The organism is Rhabdaerophilum sp. (assembly GCF_046092605.1).
Classification (GTDB): Bacteria; Pseudomonadota; Alphaproteobacteria; order Rhizobiales; family Beijerinckiaceae; genus Rhabdaerophilum.
The window spans coordinates 1-15,221 of record NZ_JBJTDY010000099.1 but is presented as its reverse complement, the minus strand read 5'-3'; the positions used below and the strand labels follow the sequence as shown (position 1 = coordinate 15,221).

Annotated in this window: 15 protein-coding genes; 11 read left to right on the top strand and 4 right to left on the bottom strand. The window is 64.3% G+C overall.

Annotated features, from left to right (window positions below; genetic code table 11):
* Positions 1-230: acetyl-CoA carboxylase biotin carboxyl carrier protein subunit (locus tag ACKODO_RS07960; RefSeq protein WP_408982909.1), on the top strand; the 230-nt coding region annotated here is incomplete at its 5' end.
* Between the two features lie 115 nt (positions 231-345).
* On the opposite strand, the gene ACKODO_RS07955 is transcribed toward ACKODO_RS07960, so the two are convergent.
* Genes ACKODO_RS07955 through ACKODO_RS07940 form a run of 4 tightly spaced genes read right to left on the bottom strand, consistent with a single transcriptional unit; the run spans position 346 to position 4,675 of the window.
* Complete coding sequence (locus ACKODO_RS07955; protein WP_408982908.1) at positions 346-552, bottom strand: hypothetical protein; 207 nt, start codon at positions 550-552, stop codon at positions 346-348.
* A gap of 4 nt (positions 553-556) precedes the next feature.
* Positions 557-2,041, bottom strand: a complete 1,485-nt coding sequence (locus tag ACKODO_RS07950; protein ID WP_408982907.1) for an acetyl/propionyl/methylcrotonyl-CoA carboxylase subunit alpha — start codon at positions 2,039-2,041, stop codon at positions 557-559.
* Complete coding sequence (locus ACKODO_RS07945) at positions 2,038-3,888, bottom strand: acyclic terpene utilization AtuA family protein (protein WP_408982906.1); 1,851 nt, start codon at positions 3,886-3,888, stop codon at positions 2,038-2,040. Before ACKODO_RS07945 ends, ACKODO_RS07950 begins: the two co-directional genes overlap by 4 nt.
* Before the next feature lie 4 nt (positions 3,889-3,892).
* Positions 3,893-4,675, bottom strand: coding sequence for an enoyl-CoA hydratase-related protein (locus ACKODO_RS07940; RefSeq protein ID WP_408982905.1), 783 nt, complete (start codon positions 4,673-4,675; stop codon positions 3,893-3,895).
* Between the two features lie 204 nt (positions 4,676-4,879).
* Between ACKODO_RS07940 and ACKODO_RS07935 the strand changes: the two genes are divergently transcribed.
* The 10 genes from ACKODO_RS07935 (at position 4,880) to ACKODO_RS07890 (ending at position 15,093) form a co-directional block, all read left to right on the top strand.
* Complete coding sequence (locus tag ACKODO_RS07935; RefSeq protein WP_408982904.1) at positions 4,880-6,088, top strand: acyl-CoA dehydrogenase family protein; 1,209 nt, start codon at positions 4,880-4,882, stop codon at positions 6,086-6,088.
* Positions 6,081-6,932, top strand: coding sequence for an SDR family oxidoreductase (locus tag ACKODO_RS07930; RefSeq protein ID WP_408982903.1), 852 nt, complete (start codon positions 6,081-6,083; stop codon positions 6,930-6,932). Before ACKODO_RS07935 ends, ACKODO_RS07930 begins: the two co-directional genes overlap by 8 nt.
* Positions 6,933-6,943: 11 nt before the next feature.
* Positions 6,944-7,780: an ABC transporter ATP-binding protein gene (locus ACKODO_RS07925; protein WP_408982902.1), complete on the top strand. Its 837-nt coding sequence runs from the start codon at positions 6,944-6,946 to the stop codon at positions 7,778-7,780.
* On the top strand, positions 7,777-8,958 hold the full coding sequence (locus ACKODO_RS07920) for an AMP-binding protein (RefSeq protein WP_408982901.1): 1,182 nt from the start codon (positions 7,777-7,779) through the stop codon (positions 8,956-8,958). Before ACKODO_RS07925 ends, ACKODO_RS07920 begins: the two co-directional genes overlap by 4 nt.
* Positions 8,959-8,994: 36 nt before the next feature.
* Positions 8,995-9,711, top strand: coding sequence for a hypothetical protein (locus tag ACKODO_RS07915; protein ID WP_408982900.1), 717 nt, complete (start codon positions 8,995-8,997; stop codon positions 9,709-9,711).
* A complete protein-coding gene (locus ACKODO_RS07910) occupies positions 9,708-10,598 on the top strand; it encodes a branched-chain amino acid ABC transporter permease (RefSeq protein WP_408982899.1) in 891 nt (296 codons plus the stop codon). The genes ACKODO_RS07915 and ACKODO_RS07910 overlap by 4 nt, the downstream gene beginning before the upstream one ends.
* A gap of 99 nt (positions 10,599-10,697) precedes the next feature.
* Positions 10,698-11,675, top strand: coding sequence for a branched-chain amino acid ABC transporter permease (locus tag ACKODO_RS07905; protein ID WP_408982898.1), 978 nt, complete (start codon positions 10,698-10,700; stop codon positions 11,673-11,675).
* Between the two features lie 36 nt (positions 11,676-11,711).
* On the top strand, positions 11,712-12,971 hold the full coding sequence (locus ACKODO_RS07900) for an ABC transporter substrate-binding protein (protein WP_408982897.1): 1,260 nt from the start codon (positions 11,712-11,714) through the stop codon (positions 12,969-12,971).
* A gap of 101 nt (positions 12,972-13,072) precedes the next feature.
* A complete protein-coding gene (locus tag ACKODO_RS07895; protein WP_408982896.1) occupies positions 13,073-13,864 on the top strand; it encodes an ABC transporter ATP-binding protein in 792 nt (263 codons plus the stop codon).
* A complete protein-coding gene (locus tag ACKODO_RS07890) occupies positions 13,861-15,093 on the top strand; it encodes a phenylacetate--CoA ligase family protein (protein ID WP_408982895.1) in 1,233 nt (410 codons plus the stop codon). Before ACKODO_RS07895 ends, ACKODO_RS07890 begins: the two co-directional genes overlap by 4 nt.
* Positions 15,094-15,221 lie beyond the last annotated feature (128 nt).

The following is a 15,221-nucleotide window of genomic DNA, read 5'->3' as shown; positions in this document are numbered from 1 at the left end:
GTGTCAATGCCGTGAAGGCGCCGATGCCGGGGCTCGTCATCCGGGTCCACAAGCAGGCGGGGGAAGCGGTGGTGCGGGGGGAAGCCGTGATCACCATCGAAAGCATGAAGCTGCAGATGGCCCTGAACGCGCCGCGGGATGGCGTGATCGCCACGCTGCTGGCGGAGGAGGGCGGCAGCTTCGACAAGGATGCCGTGCTGGCGCTGCTGGTCAGCCTCGAAGGGGAATGACGATGGTTCGCCTGCAATCGACGATCAGCGTTTCCAGCGAGGCCTTCCGCCGGCATGACGCCCATAACCGACGACTGGTGGCGGAATTACGCGCCAGGCAGGAGGCCGCGCGGCATCAGCGCCCGGCAATCCGCAAGAACTGCGTCTCGCCGATCTCGGCGCGGGCAAAGGCAACCGTTTCGCCATCGATCCGCACCATGCCATCGCCCGCCTTGGGCTCGACCAGATAGGTCCGGCCATTGACCGCCAGCAGAAGCCGCGGCTGCCGGGCCAGGATCTCGATCTCGCAGGGCTCGCCATCGAGGAGGAGCGTAAAGGGCATCGCGTCAATTCCTCCAGAAGCCCATGCTGGCATAGGGCTCGGGCGTGGCGAAGACGAGGTCGGCGAATTCCCGGCATCCCAGCGCGGCGAGAATGGCGGCATGGTCCCGTGCCTGCCGGCCCGTTGGCGGCAAGGTCAGGGCCGGGCCATGCGCGCTGACAAAGCCGGTATGAAGATCTCCGGCCCGGAAAGCGGGGTGATCCAGCACGCGGATCAGATAATCGATATTGGTGGTCACCCCAAGCAGGGTGAGTTGCTTCAAGGCCTCGATCATGCGGTTGATCGCCGTCTCGCGGTCTGGCCCATGCGACACCAGCTTGGCCAGCATCGGGTCGAAATCCGCGGTGATCGCCTGCCCCTCGGTCAGGCCATGCTCGAATCGCAGCCAGGGCGCGGTCGGGAAAGCGAGCCGGCCGATCCGCCCCGATTCCGGCAGGAAGTCCCGGGCCGGGTCTTCCGCGCAGATCCGGCATTCGATGGCATGGCCGGAAATGCGCGGGGCCGGCAGGGCCGCCGGCAGAGCGGCACCGGCCGCAATCTCGATCTGCGCCCGGACGAGATCGATCCCGGTGATCATCTCGGTCACCGGATGCTCGACCTGCAGCCGGGTATTCATCTCCAGGAAAAAGAACCGGCCATCCGCGCCCACGATGAACTCCACCGTGCCGGCATTGCGATAGCGCGCCGCCATGGCAATGCGCAACGCAGCGGCGCAAATCTCCTCCCGCAGGGATGGCGGAAGGTCAGGTGCCGGCGCTTCCTCGATGATCTTCTGGAAACGGCGCTGCACCGAGCATTCGCGCTCATGGAGGTGGATCACGCCGCCCTCGCCATCGCCCAGCACCTGCACCTCGATATGGCGCGGGGTGACAACATAAGTCTCCGCATAAATCCGGCCATCCCGGAAATAGCGCAGCGCCTCACTGGCAGCCCGCGTCGCCGCGGCCTGAAGCTCATCCGCATGGCGGACAATGATCATGCCCTTGCCGCCACCACCCGCCGCCGCCTTGATGAGCAGCGGAAAACCGATCTTCCCCGCCCGGGCCGTGAAATCCGCGAGATCCTCCGTCGGCAAGACCGAAGGCGCCACCGGCACGCCATGCGCGGCGGCGAAGGTGCGGGCAGAAATCTTGTCGCCCATCAGCGCGATGGTCGCGTGGTCCGGACCGATGAAAGTCAACCCGGCCTCGATGACAGCCCGCGCGAAACCCGCATTTTCAGACAGAAAGCCATAGCCTGGATGAATCGCCTCTGCACCCGTGGCTTTGGCTGCGGCAATGATTTGCGCCCCGTCGAGATAGGCAGCAACCGGGGTGTCGCCATGGATCGCCACTGCCTCGCCGGCCATCCGGACATGCCGGGCCGCCGCTTCCGCCGGATGATGAACCGCCGCCGAAGCGATGCCCATCGCATCCAGCGTTCGGATCACCCGGCAGGCAATCTCGCCGCGATTGGCGATCAAGACTTTCGAAAAGGCCGGGTTGTTCATGATGTGGTGGCCTCCCCCTTCTCGGCTGGAATTGCCCTGCCGGGCAGCAATCCGCCGGGCGCGCACCAGCCTTCTGGCACGGCGATCGGGATATCCATCAGAACCTGGGCCAGCGCCTTGCCTTGCGGATCATGCCGCAGCGAGGCGATGCCACCACCGCCCAGGGCTTCATGCAGCACGAAGTTGAACCCCAACAGCCCGGGCCATTCGAACCGCTCGACGGCGCCGCGTACATAATGCGCCAGCGTTTCCCGCACCCGCTCAGCGGTCAGTTCCGCATGAAGGATCGGCCAGAATTCCGGTTTTCGGGCCATAATTCCGATATTGGCGATGTCGCCCTTGTCGCCGCTGCGCCCATGCGCCAGCGCGATCAACGGGACCATGGCGTTGACGCCCGGCAGCGCCCCCCGAGGCGCGGGCGGCGCGGCATGGACCGGCGGCGCGGCCCCGAACCGCGGGACCGGCACCACCTGATCGCCGCCATCCGGCGTTCGGATATGAATGGTGAGTTCGTCCTTGTCGATCAGGCAAGAAAACAGCCGAATCACCGGCTGCGGCGTGGGCCGGCCACCGGCAAACCCGGTGAGGCTTTGCGCCATCGCGGTGGCCGCCGGGAAAACTTCCCGCGCAAAAATCTCCAGCGCCTCGCGGTTGGCATGGCGGGCCGCCAGCTTCAGCACCACCTCGCGGGTATTCCGTGCGCGAGCCCGACCACCGTAGCTTGTTTCGGCGCCGAGAATCTCCACCGATGTCTCGGCAAATGCCGGCAAGCCCGCCGCGGTTATCAGCCGCCCCGCCCGGGCAAAAATCGCCTCCCCCACCCGCTCGGCGCGCAGCGCCGCCTCCGGCCCGACAATCATCATGGTGGTGAAAATCCGCCAGCCATCGGCATAGGTCACGCTCACCTTGTATTGGTCCGTCGGCGCCGTGCCGCGCGCCCCGCTGACCCGCACGAAATCCGGCCCCGCAGCCTCGAGCCGAACCGCGCGCCAGTCACAGATGACATCCGGCAGGAGATAGGCACCGGGGTCGCCTACCTCGTAAACGATCTGCTCAGCGACGGTTTCCGGCGTCACCCGGCCACCATGCCCGGGCGCGCGGCTGACAAGGAACGATCCAGCGGAGGCGCACTCCGCGATTGGGACCGCCATGTCGGCCCAGCCCGCCTCGACCGCGCGCCAGTCCGTGGTGATGCCGCCGGTTGCCTGGGCACCGCATTCGAGAATATGCCCCGCCAGGCTGCCGGCAGAGAGTTGGTCGAAATCGGTTTCAGACCAGCCGAATTCATGAATCAACGGCCCGAGAACCAGTGCGGAATCAACGCATCGCCCGGTAATCACGACATCCGCGCCGGTTGCCAGGGCGGCGGCGATCGGGAACGCACCGAGATAGGCATTGGCGCTGCTGACCCGGGAGGGAAATGGGGCACCCGTGAACATTTCGCGCAGGCCGGCCCCTGCCAGGCTTGTCGCGCGGTCGGTCAGGTCATCGCCCAGCACCACCGCGATCTTCAGCGGCACGCCAGCCACCTCGCAGGCCCGGGCAAGCGCATCCTGGCACGCCAGCGGATTGACTCCCCCGGCATTGGCTACCACGCGGATGCGCTTCTCGCCGATCCGTCGCGCCAGCGGCGCCATGACATGCGTCACGAAATCGGTGGCATAGCCCTGATCTGGGGCCTTGGCGCGCATCCGCGCCAAAATCGACATGGTGATCTCGGCGAGATAATCCAGCACGAGATAATCGATTTCACCGTCCTCGACCAATTGGCGCGGACCATCCGGGCTGTCACCCCAGAAGCCGGCTCCGCAGCCAATCCGGATCGTGCGCGCCTCGGCCGGGACCATGCGTTCACTGCCCCGTCCAGTGTGGCGGGCGCTTCTCGATGAAGGCGGCAAAACCCTCCTTTGAATCCTGCGTCCGCGCCAGTGTGGCGAGCATGAACTGCGCGTATTCCAGCGCGTGATCGGCGGGCATTTCACGGATCCGAGCCAGCGCCTGCTTGCCGAGCCGGATCCCGGTCGGCGATTTTCCGACCACCCGATCAATCAACCAATCTAGCTTTGCATCAAGCTCCGCCGCCGGCACTGCATAATTGACGATGGGCCGGGCCATCTCGTCCCCCGCCCGGATCAACTCGCCGGTCAGGCACAATTCCATCATCAGCCGATGCGGCATGACCCGGAGGAGATAAGGCAGGATCATCATCGGGAAGAGGCCGACACGAACCTCGGTCGTGCCCAGCATCGCCGCCTCATCCGCCACGACGAGATCGCAGGCGCAAACGAGCCCGAGCCCTCCGCCCAGCGCATGCCCGTTCACGCGCGCGACCAGCGGCAGGCGGCAGGCATCCATCCGGCGTAGCAGCCGCGCGACATAATGGCGCGGATCGGCGACATCGAGCGTGAAGGGCGAACCATCAGCAGCAGGCTGGAGATCTCCACCGGCACAGAAGGCCCTGGTTCCGGCGCCGGTCAGAATGACGGCGCGAATCTCCGTATCCGCCTCAGCCTGGTCGAGGGCCGAGATCAGGCCGGTCGCCACCCTTTCATTGAGCGCATTCCGCCGTTCCTCGCGATGGATCGTGATTTCCAGCGCCGCTCCGCGTCTTTGTGTCCGCACATCGTCCGTCACGGCATCCTCCATAATCCACAAATAAATGAATTTCATTCAGAAGGCTGTCAACCAGATCCCCTGCTGCGCCGCAGCGAGCTGAATTTTCTCGATTTTGACCACGGTTCTCTGAGCAATTCGCATTGACAGGCCGGAATGGCTTTGATGATGTGAATTCAATAACAGTTCTGGATCGAAGCCGGACCTAAAGCGAGGAACACGACCATGGACGCAAGGCTCGGTCACAACGGGCATGCTTTCGATTTGGATCTCGACCAACGCGCCACGCTGGGCCTGGCTGATGATTTTGCTCGCCGGGAACTTTATGGCCTCGCGCCGAAAATGGACAACGAGGAGTACTGGCCGGCGGAAGCCTTCCGCAAGATCGGCGAAAACGGCTTTCTAGGCGTCGCCATCCCGCAGGATTATGGCGGGGCGGGTATGGACCTTGTATCGGCCGGGCTGGTTGCGCAGGCCTTCGCCCGCTGGAACCACGCGATGGCGCTGTCGGTGGTGGCGCATGACAATCTCTGCGCGAACAACATCTACCGGAATGGCAACGAGGCGCAGCGCCGCAAATACCTGCCCGGCCTGTGCTCGGGCGCGCTGGTCGGCGCGCTGGGTCTGACCGAACCCGGCGCCGGTTCGGATGCGCTCGGCTCCATGGCAACCACCGCTCGCCGCGAAGGCGATCATTACGTTCTCAACGGTCGCAAGATCTACATCACGAACGGGCCGGTGGCGGATGTTCTTCTGGTCTATGCCAAGACGGATCGGGAGCGCGGCGCGCATGGCGTCTCCGCTTTCATCGTCGAGAAGGATTTCCCCGGTTTCCACGTTGCCCAGAAGCTTGAGAAGATGGGCTATCGCGGCTCGCCCACCGGCGAGCTTGTCTTCGATGAATGCCGTGTTCCTGCAGAAAACCTGGTTGGTGCCGAGAATGCCGGCGTGTCGGTGGTGATGAGCGGGCTGGACCTCGAACGCGCCATCGTGGCGGCCTTGTGCCTTGGTATTTCCGAGCGCGCGCTCGATCTGTGCGTCGAATACGCCCAGGCTCGCCGGCAATTCGGCAAGCCGATCGGCATGTTCCAGATGGTGCAATCCATGCTGGCCGACATTTATGTCGAGGTCGAAACCCAGCGCACCTTCGTCTACCGCGTGCTGGCGGAATCGGCGCCGCTGGAAATCGGCGGTGGTGGCCGGGGCGATATTCATGCCCTGACGGCGGCCTCGGTGATGTACGCTGCGGATTCATGCCACCGCGTGCTCGACAAGGCGATGCAGATCCATGGCGGCTCGGGCTATATCTGGGAGTCGGAGATCAACCGGCTCTATCGTTCCATCAAGCTCCTGGAAATCGGCGCCGGCACCACCGAAGTGCGCAAGATGATCATCGCCGGCGAATTGCTGAAGGACATCAAGCGGCATGGCTGAACCGCCTCTCTTCGGCGAGGATGATGCCACGCTCGCAACGCGGACGACGATCTATGCGCCAGGGAGCTTTGGCGGCCGCACGGTGCTCGTTTCCGGAGGCGCCGGCGGCATTGGCCGTGCCATAGGATGGCTGCTTGGGCGACTCGGCGCGCGGGTCGTGCTCAGCGGCCGCGATCAGGCCAAGCTGGACCGGGCCGTCGCGGTGATGCGCGAGGCAGGCCTCGATGTTTCGGGCCATGCGGTTGATATTCGCGAGGTCGAGGCGGTCGATGGGTTCTTCAGCCGGCTGGAAGCCGAGGGCGGCATTGATATTCTTGTCAACAGCGCCGGTGGTCAGTTCCCGCAGGCCGCTCTCGATATGAGCCCGCGCGGCTGGAATGCTGTCGTCAACGCCAACCTCAACGGCACATTCTTCATGATGCAGCGCGCAGCGCGCGGCTGGCGTGACAGCCAGCGCCCTGGCAGCATCGTCAACATTGTCGTGGTCACGCGCGGCCTGCATGGAGTCGCGCACACGGTGGCGGCCCGGGCCGGGGTCATCGCCCTGTCCCAGACTCTGGCGGTTGAATGGGCCCCCCTGGGCATCCGGATCAACTGCATCGCCCCCGGAGCGATCGAAACAACGGGCTGGCGGGTCTACAAGCCGGAACAGGTCGCAACCTATGCCCGAACAAACCCGATGATGCGGGTCGGCACCGCCTGGGAAATTGCGGAGGCCTGTGCCTGGCTGGGCGGCCCGGCGGCCGGTTATGTGACGGGGGAGATACTTCACGTCGCCGGCGGTGCCCAAATCTGGGGCGACACCTGGACCGGCGGCAGGCCCGCCTGGTTCGAAGAGCCCTGAAGGAGGCCGGGATGCAGGGTGATCAGGTGCCGGTCCTGGCTTGTGATGGGTTGGAACTGTCATTTGGTGGCCTGAAGGCACTCAAGGGCGTTTCCTTCGGTGTGCAGCCTGGCGAGATTTTCGGTCTGGTCGGCCCCAACGGTTCCGGCAAGACCACCACGGTCAATGTCGCCACCGGCTTCTACCGGCCCAATGCCGGGCGGGTGCGGTTGTTCGGCGATGACATTACCGGCATGAAGCCGGACCGCATCGCCCGCCGCGGCGTCGCCCGCACCTTCCAGAATCTTGCCCTGTTCAAGGGCATGACCGTGCTCGACAATATCCTGATCGGCCGGCACATCCACATGCACCCGAGCGCCCTCGGAACACTGTTTTACTGGTGGTGGGCGCAGCGCGAGGAAATCGCCCAGCGGCGGATTGTCGAAGATGTCATCGAGTTCATGCAGTTGCAGGATATCCGCGAGGAACCGGTCGAGGTGATCCCGCTCGGATTGCAGAAACGCGTGGAACTGGCGCGGGCACTGGTTTCCGAGCCCCGCTTCCTCATTCTGGACGAGCCGATGGCTGGAATGAACCAGGAGGAAAAGGAATACATCGCCCGATTCATCCTGGATGCCCGCGAGGAGCGGGGCGTCACCATCCTGATCATCGAGCATCACATGGACGTCGTGACCGCCATCTGCGACCGGGCGGTGGTTCTGTGCAATGGTGAGATCATCGCGCAGGGCCCGCCACGCGAGGCGATTGCCGAGCCGGCGGTGATCAAGGCCTATCTCGGCGAGCGCGCGGCCCGCCGGGTTGGCATGAACGAAGCCGGCGCGGGCCCTGCGGGAGGAGCGACGGCATGAGCTTCGCTTCCCTCCCCTGGGCCAAGGCACCCGATGGCGAACCCGCAACACTGATTGCCGCCCTGCATCGCAATGCCGTGACCTATGGCAGCCGCATCGCCTTCCGCGAGCGCCGCTACGGCATATGGCAGGAGCAGAGTTGGGCCGAAGTGCTGGACGAGACGATGGCCATCGCCGCCGGGCTGGAGAGCATCGGCCTCGGGCCTGGCGACGTGATGACGCTGATCGGCGACAACCGCCCGCGGCTCTATTACTCGATGTTCGCAGCGATGATGCTGCGCGCGATCCCTTCCCCGGCCTATCCCGATGTGCCGCTGGAGGAGCTGATCGCCGCAACCCGTCACGGCGCGCCAAAGGTCGCGATCGCCGAGGATCAGGAGCAGGTCGACAAGCTGATCGAACTGCATGAGGCCACGGGTCGTCCCGAGGTCATCGCCTTTGATGACGATCGCGGCCTGCGCGGCTATCCAGGCAACGGGCTGGTTTCGCTCGACATGCTCATCGAGACCGGCCGGAAGCGCCTCGCGGCGGAACCCGATCTGATCGGGCGGCTGCTGAACGCCGCCCAGCCGGGCGATTACGCGGTGCTGCTGCATTCATCGGGCACCACGGGCGTGCCAAAGGGCATTCCACTGACGCACCAGAACGCGACCCGGGGGGTGCTGAATGCCGCAGCCAGCGGCTATTTCCAGCGTCATGACGAGCTATTCGCCTATCTCCCGATGGCCTGGGTTGGAGATTTTGCCTTCATCGTCTCGGCCGCCGTTGTCATGGCCTGCATCACCAACATTCCCGAGCGGCAGGAGACCGTGCTGCATGACCTCAGGCAGGCCTCCCCGACATTCTACCTCGCCGCGCCGCGCGCCTGGGACCAGATGCTGACGCGGATCCAGGTCGGGATGCAGGATTCGACCCCATTCAAGCGGAAGCTGTTCGACATTTTCATGCCCCGCGCCGTGGCGCTGGAAAAGAAGCGCCTCGCTGGTCACAGCCCGAACCTGGCGGAACGGCTGATCGACTGGATCGGCGATATCGTCATCCGCGCCCCGCTGCGAGACTGGATCGGCCTTGCGCGATGCGACCGCGCCTATACCGGAGGCGAGGCGCTGGGTGAGGATACATTCATTTTCTTCCGAGCGCTCGGCGTCAGGCTCAAGCAGTTCTACGGCCAGACCTAGACCTGTGCGCTGACCGCCGCCCAGCGGGAAGGCGATGTGAAGCTGCATACGGTGGGCCGGCCGATGCAGGGTGTCGAGGTCAAGCTGAACGAGGATGGCGAAATCCTCGTCCGGTCACCCTCGGTCTTCACCGGCTATTTCGACGACCCGGAAAGCACGGCGAAGTCACTGGTCGATGGCTGGCTGCATACCGGCGATGCCGGCAGGATCGAGCCGGATGGCGATCTGGTCGTGCTCGGCCGCGTCAGCGAGGTGGTCCGCACGGCGGCGGGCGAGCGCTACATTCCCAACTTCATCGAGAACCGCCTGAAATTCAGCCAGTACATCCGCAATGTCGCCGTGTTCGGCGCCGGGCGGGACCGGCTGACAGCCATCATCTGCATTGATTTCGACGCTGTGGGTCACTGGGCGGAGGAACGGGCGGTCTCCTACACATCCTATGCCGACCTCTCCCAGAAGGCAGAGGTGCAGGCCCTGATCGGATCGGTGGTCGATCATGTCAACGAGATCCAGCCGGACGGCCTCAAGATTCGCCGATTCGTCAATCTTCACAAAGATTTCGATGCGGATGACGGTGAAATCACCCGCACCCGGAAGCTCCGGCGCAACGTGATCGAGAGCCATTATGCGAGCCTGATCGACGCGCTCTACGGTCTGGCGCGCGAATGCACGTTCCGCGCCATCATCACCTATGAGAACGGCGGGAAAGGTGAAATCATCCGGACGCTCACCATCAGCGAGGTGCGGTCATGATCGACTGGATTCTGATCTTCGAACTGGCGATCAACGGCATTTTCATCGGAATGATGTATTCGCTGATCTCGCTCGGTCTGGTGCTGATCTACAAGACCTCCGGCATTGTCAATCTCGCCCAGGGCGCAATCGCCATGACGGCAGGCTATGTCGCGTGGGCGCTTGCCACATTGATGGCCGTTCCGGTTCTGGTCATCGCCCCGATTGCCATGGCGGTGATGTTCGGCTTCGGCCTGGTGATCGAGCGGATGGCCCTGCGGCGGATGATCGGCCACCCGGTGCTGATGATTATCATGCTGACCCTGGGCCTCGAGATCTTCCTGCGCGGCCTGTTGCCGGGCGTCTTCGGTGCAGCGGTGAAGAGACTGGATCTCGGCATTCCACAGGCCCCCCTCTTCATCGGGGACATCCTGTTGAACCGCGCTACCCTGACAGGCGGCTTGATTGCGATGGTGCTCATCCTGCTCTCGGTCTGGTTCTTCGGCTCCCGACAAGGCGTGGTGATGCGCGCGGTGGCGGATGATCAGACAGCCTCGTGGTCTGTTGGAATCCGCGTCGAACGCGCCATCGCCGTCGCATGGGGCATGGCCGCGATGGCCGCCACCGCCGCCGGCATCCTCTGGGGTGCGACACAGGGCGTGGATTGGTCACTCTCGATGCTTCTGATCAAGGGCCTCGCCATCGCCATTCTCGGCGGCCTCGATTCCATCCGCGGCGTGCTGATTGCGGGCGTGATTGTCGGCGTCGCCGAAAGCCTGGCCACCGGGCTGATCGATCCGCTGGTCGGTGGCGGCACGCGCGATGTGGTGGCTTCCGTCATCATTCTGGTCACCCTGCTGGTCAAGCCTCATGGCCTTTTCGGCGAAGCGCATATCGAGAGAGTGTAACCCATGTTCTACCGTCGTTCCGGCATCCGCCACACGCGCTATCAGGACGAACGGCAGCTGTTCCCGCTTGGTTTCGACCGCTTCCTCATTCTTACGGTGATGGGCATCCTGCTCGCCGCGCCTTTCCTTTTCGACCGGCTCTATGTCACCGGGTATCTTCTGCCCTGGCTCATCTGGTCTTCCGCCGCGCTGGGGCTGAACCTGCTGATGGGCGGCGCCGGTCAGGTTCATCTTGGTTATGGCGCCGTGATGGCGATGGGTGCCTATGGCTCGGTGCATCTCGTGCGCTTCGGTGCCCCGCTTGAACTGGCGATGAGCGCCGGCGGGCTGATCAGCGCTTCCATCGGCATCATATTTGGCGCCGCCGCCTTGCGGGTCAAAGGCATCTACCTCGCCATGGCGACCCTGGCGATGCAATCGATTGTTGACTTCGTCATCGCCCAGACCCCCGCTATTTCCGGTGGCGCCCTGGCCACCCTGCAGGCCCCGCCGGTCCGGTTCCTCGGCATCTCGCTGGCCGGTGAACGCGAGACGTACTATTTCGCGCTGGCGGTCTGTGCGGCCGTTACCCTTTTCATGCTTAATGTCCGCCGCACCAGTTTCGGCCGCGCCCTGGCCGCCGTGCGCGAAAAGGATTACGCCGCCGAGATCCTCGGAGTCTCAACCCTGCGATACAAGCTACTGGCCTTCTGGGTGTCGTCATTTATCGGCGGCGTGGTCGGCTCGGTGCTCGCCATCTGCTATCTCCGTGCCATCTCACCGGACCAATTCCATCTCGATCTGTCGATCCAGATCCTTGCCATGGTGATTGTTGGCGGCCTGGGCAGCGTGGTCGGACCGTTCTTCGGCGCGGCGCTGGTGCTTTTTGCGCCCATCGTGATCAACAACGCGCTGGGCGATGCCCTGAGCACCTTTGGCCTTTCCCTGCCGATCGACCTGCGCGCCCATCTGCCTCTCATGGCCTATGGCGCGCTGGTGATCGGCTTCCTGCTCTACGAGCCTTACGGGCTCGCCAAGATTTATTCGAACGTCCGGACCTATCTGCTCGTGTGGCCCTTCCGACATGCGCAACGATAGGGATTGGCCGCAACAAAGGAGGAGACGCCTATGAAAATGACCAGACGGAGTTTCGTGGCCAGTGCGGCCGCCGGGATTGCGGCGCCGTCCATCAGCACGAACGGGGCCTTTGCCCAGGAAAGGGTGGTGCGGATTTCCGCGCCGATGGACTTTACGCGCATCTACACGTTTGTAACCTCGGAATACAGCCAGGGCCAGCGGGATTACTTCACCCTGCTGAACGAGCGCGGTGGTGTCGGCGGATACAAGATCGTGATCGACGTTTCTGACCATGCCAATGACCTGCCGCGCGCCATCGAGGCCTATGAGCGCGGCAAGCGTGAGGGCGCGGTGATGATCGATCCGCCCTCGACTCCGGTGGCCCGGGCACTCGTACCGCGTGTGCTGGAGGACAAGATCAACCTCATCACGGCTTATTCCGGCCGCTCGGATGCGGCGGATGGATCGGTCTTCCCCTATGTGCTGCCGCTTTCGATCAACTACTGGACGCAGGCCGGTCTGATCGTCGAGCATTTCAAGACACTGGAAAAAGGCTCTCTGCAGGGCAAGAGACTGGCCTTCGTGCACATCGACACGCCCTTCGGCAAGGAGCCGCTGCCGATCCTCGAAGTGCTGGCCAAGCGCGAGGGCTTCACCCTCAGTGCCTTCCCCTACACGCCACCCGGCAATGACCAATCCGCGATATGGCCGCAAGTGCGCCGGTCGCGGCCCGATTTCACCGTGTTCTGGGGCGCGGCGGTCGGCCAGACCGTGGCCCTTTCCGAAGCGATCCGCAACGGCCTGCCGATGGACCGGGTCTCATCCAGCGTCTGGCTCTCGGAATCGGACATGGATGTTGTCGGCCGTGCAGCAACCAAGGGCGTGATGAAGATCGAGCCCTGCGTTGGCGGTCGCGAACCCAAGTTGATCAAGGACATCCTGGCCGAAGTGGTCGCCAAGGGCAAAGGTGCCGGGCCGGAAGCCAAGGTGGGGACAGGCTACTACAATTATGGTGTGCAAATGGCGTCTCTCATGGCAGAGGGAATCCGCCTTGCCGCCCAGAAGGCGCCGAATGGCCCAGTCACCGGCCCCTGGCTCAATGCCGGGCTGCGGTCCATCAAGGACTTCACGGCCGAAGGCTTGCTGCCGCCAACCACCATCACCCCGGAAGACCATCAGGGTGGGGGCATGGGCCGCGTGGCGCAATGGGATGGCAGCAAGTTCGTGCCGGTCACCGGTTGGTTCTCCGCGAACCAGGACGTGGTCTGGGACGAAATCCGCAAGTATTCGGCGGAGTTCAAGAAGAGCGGAAAGTAAGCTGCCGGTCCGCGAGAAGCCCATGCCTTTCCGCCCGGATGATTTCGTCCGGGCGGAGCCTCCAGGAGCGCTCCCGCGGGCTGGGGCGAAAGGATATTGCCATGTCATTGCTGACGCTGAACAATATCGAAGTTGCCTATGACAGGGTCTTCGTTGCCGTCAAGGGCGTCTCAATCGAGGTGCCGAAAGGTGGCCTCGTCACCTTGCTCGGGGCCAATGGCGCCGGGAAAAGCACCGTCCTCAAGTCCATTTCCGGCTTGCTCGCGCCCGAACGCGGCGAAGTGACGCGCGGAGAAATCCTGTTCGACGGCCAATCCCTGCTGGCGCTTGATCCGCCCAGGCGCGTGCGGATGGGGTTGGTGCAGGTCCTCGAGGGGCGGCGGGTTTTCGGCCATCTCACCCCGCGGGAAAATCTGCTCGCAGCGGCGACCATGCACCGCAGCCGCGGCGAGGTTTCCGCATTGATCGACCAGATGTTCCAGCTGTTTCCGCGCCTCGCGGAACGGGCGAATGCCTCGGCGGGCTATCTCTCCGGAGGGGAGCAGCAGATGCTGGCCATCGGCCGGGCCCTCATGACGAAGCCGCGGCTGCTGATGCTGGATGAGCCTTCGCTCGGTCTGGCGCCCTTCCTCGTGGACGAGATTTTCGACATCGTCCGGCGCATCAACGAAACCAGCAGCGTGGCAGTATTGCTGGTGGAGCAAAATGCCACGGCCGCCCTCGAAATCGCCCATTCCGGCTATCTGATCGAGAACGGTCGCATCCTGATGAGTGGCGATGCCTCCTCACTGCGCAGCAACCCCGATGTTGTCGAGGCCTATCTTGGCGGGCATCAGCGCGTCGATTATCACGCGGTGAAGCATTATCGTCGCCGAAAGCGCTGGCTGTCATGACCGGTCCGGCCTTCTTCGATGCGCTCGAAACGCGTGACCCCGCCAAAAGGCTGGCCGATCAGCTGGCAGGACTGAGAGAATGCCTGGCCACGGCCATGACCATCCCCGGCTGGCGCGAGCATCTCGGCCCGGTGGAGCCCCGGGCCATCGACCATCTTTCGGCCCTGGCCGACCTGCCGGTCCTGCGCAAATCAGACCTGCCCGCGCTTCAGAAAGCCCGGCCCCCTTTCGGCGGCCTGATGCCGGGTCCGCTCGGCGGCTGGAAGCGGCTGATGATGTCCCCGGGACCGATTTTCGAGCCGGAATCGCAGGAAGTCGACCCATCGAGGGCTGCCCGGGCGATGTTTGCGGCCGGTATCCGCGCCGGCCAGATCGTCCAGAACACCTTTTCCTACCATCTCACGCCCGGCGGCTGGTGCTTTGACGGCGGTGCCCGCCTCCTGGGCTGCGCTGTCATTCCAGCCGGGCCGGGCAATACCGAGGCCCAGCTGGATCTCATCGATGCCTATCGCCCCGGCATCTATGCCGGCACGCCGGATTACCTGAAGATCCTGCTCGAAGCGGCCGATCAAAAAGGGCGGGACGCCTCCTCGCTCGAACGCGCCATCGTTTCCGGCGCCGCGTTTCCGCCCAACCTGCAGGCCTGGGTGGCGGGTCGCGGCATCGATGCCTATCAATCCTACGCGACAGCGGAATGCGGCATCATCGCCTATGAAACCAGCGCCCGCGAAGGGATGGTGATCGATGAAGGCGTGATCGTGGAGTTGGTCCGCCCCGGCACGGGCATGCCGGTGGAGCCAGGCGAGGTGGGTGAAGTCGTGGTGAGCGTGCTGGACCCGGCAAAGCCCCTCATCCGCCTGGCTGTCGGCGACCTTTCGGCCTTCCTGCCCGGCCTTTCGCCCTGCGGTCGCACCAACCGGCGCATCAGGGGCTGGATGGGCCGGGCAGATCAGACCGCGAAGGTCCGCGGCATGTTTGTTCGGCCCGAACAGGTGGCCCAGCTCCTGGCCACCTTGCCCGGTGCGATGCGGGCGCGCCTCGTCATCGGCCGGGAGAATGACCGCGATCAGCTCACGCTGCGGCTGGAACAGACGGGCGATGGTCCGGACCTTACCGTCATTGCCGCCGCCAGCCGCGCCATCCTCAAGCTCGATGCGATGGTGGAGAGGGCCGCGCTCGGAACCCTGCCGCGGGATGGCGTGGTGATCGAGGACCGGCGGCCGTTGTGAGTGCTTGATCACGGGTGCTGCCAGACGCCATCATGCCGCGAATGCGGCGCCCAACCGGGCTCCGGGACGTTCGAGAGGGTTCAGAGCAGAATGACAAGCGGCACCATGACTCTCCCGGAAACCGCGAT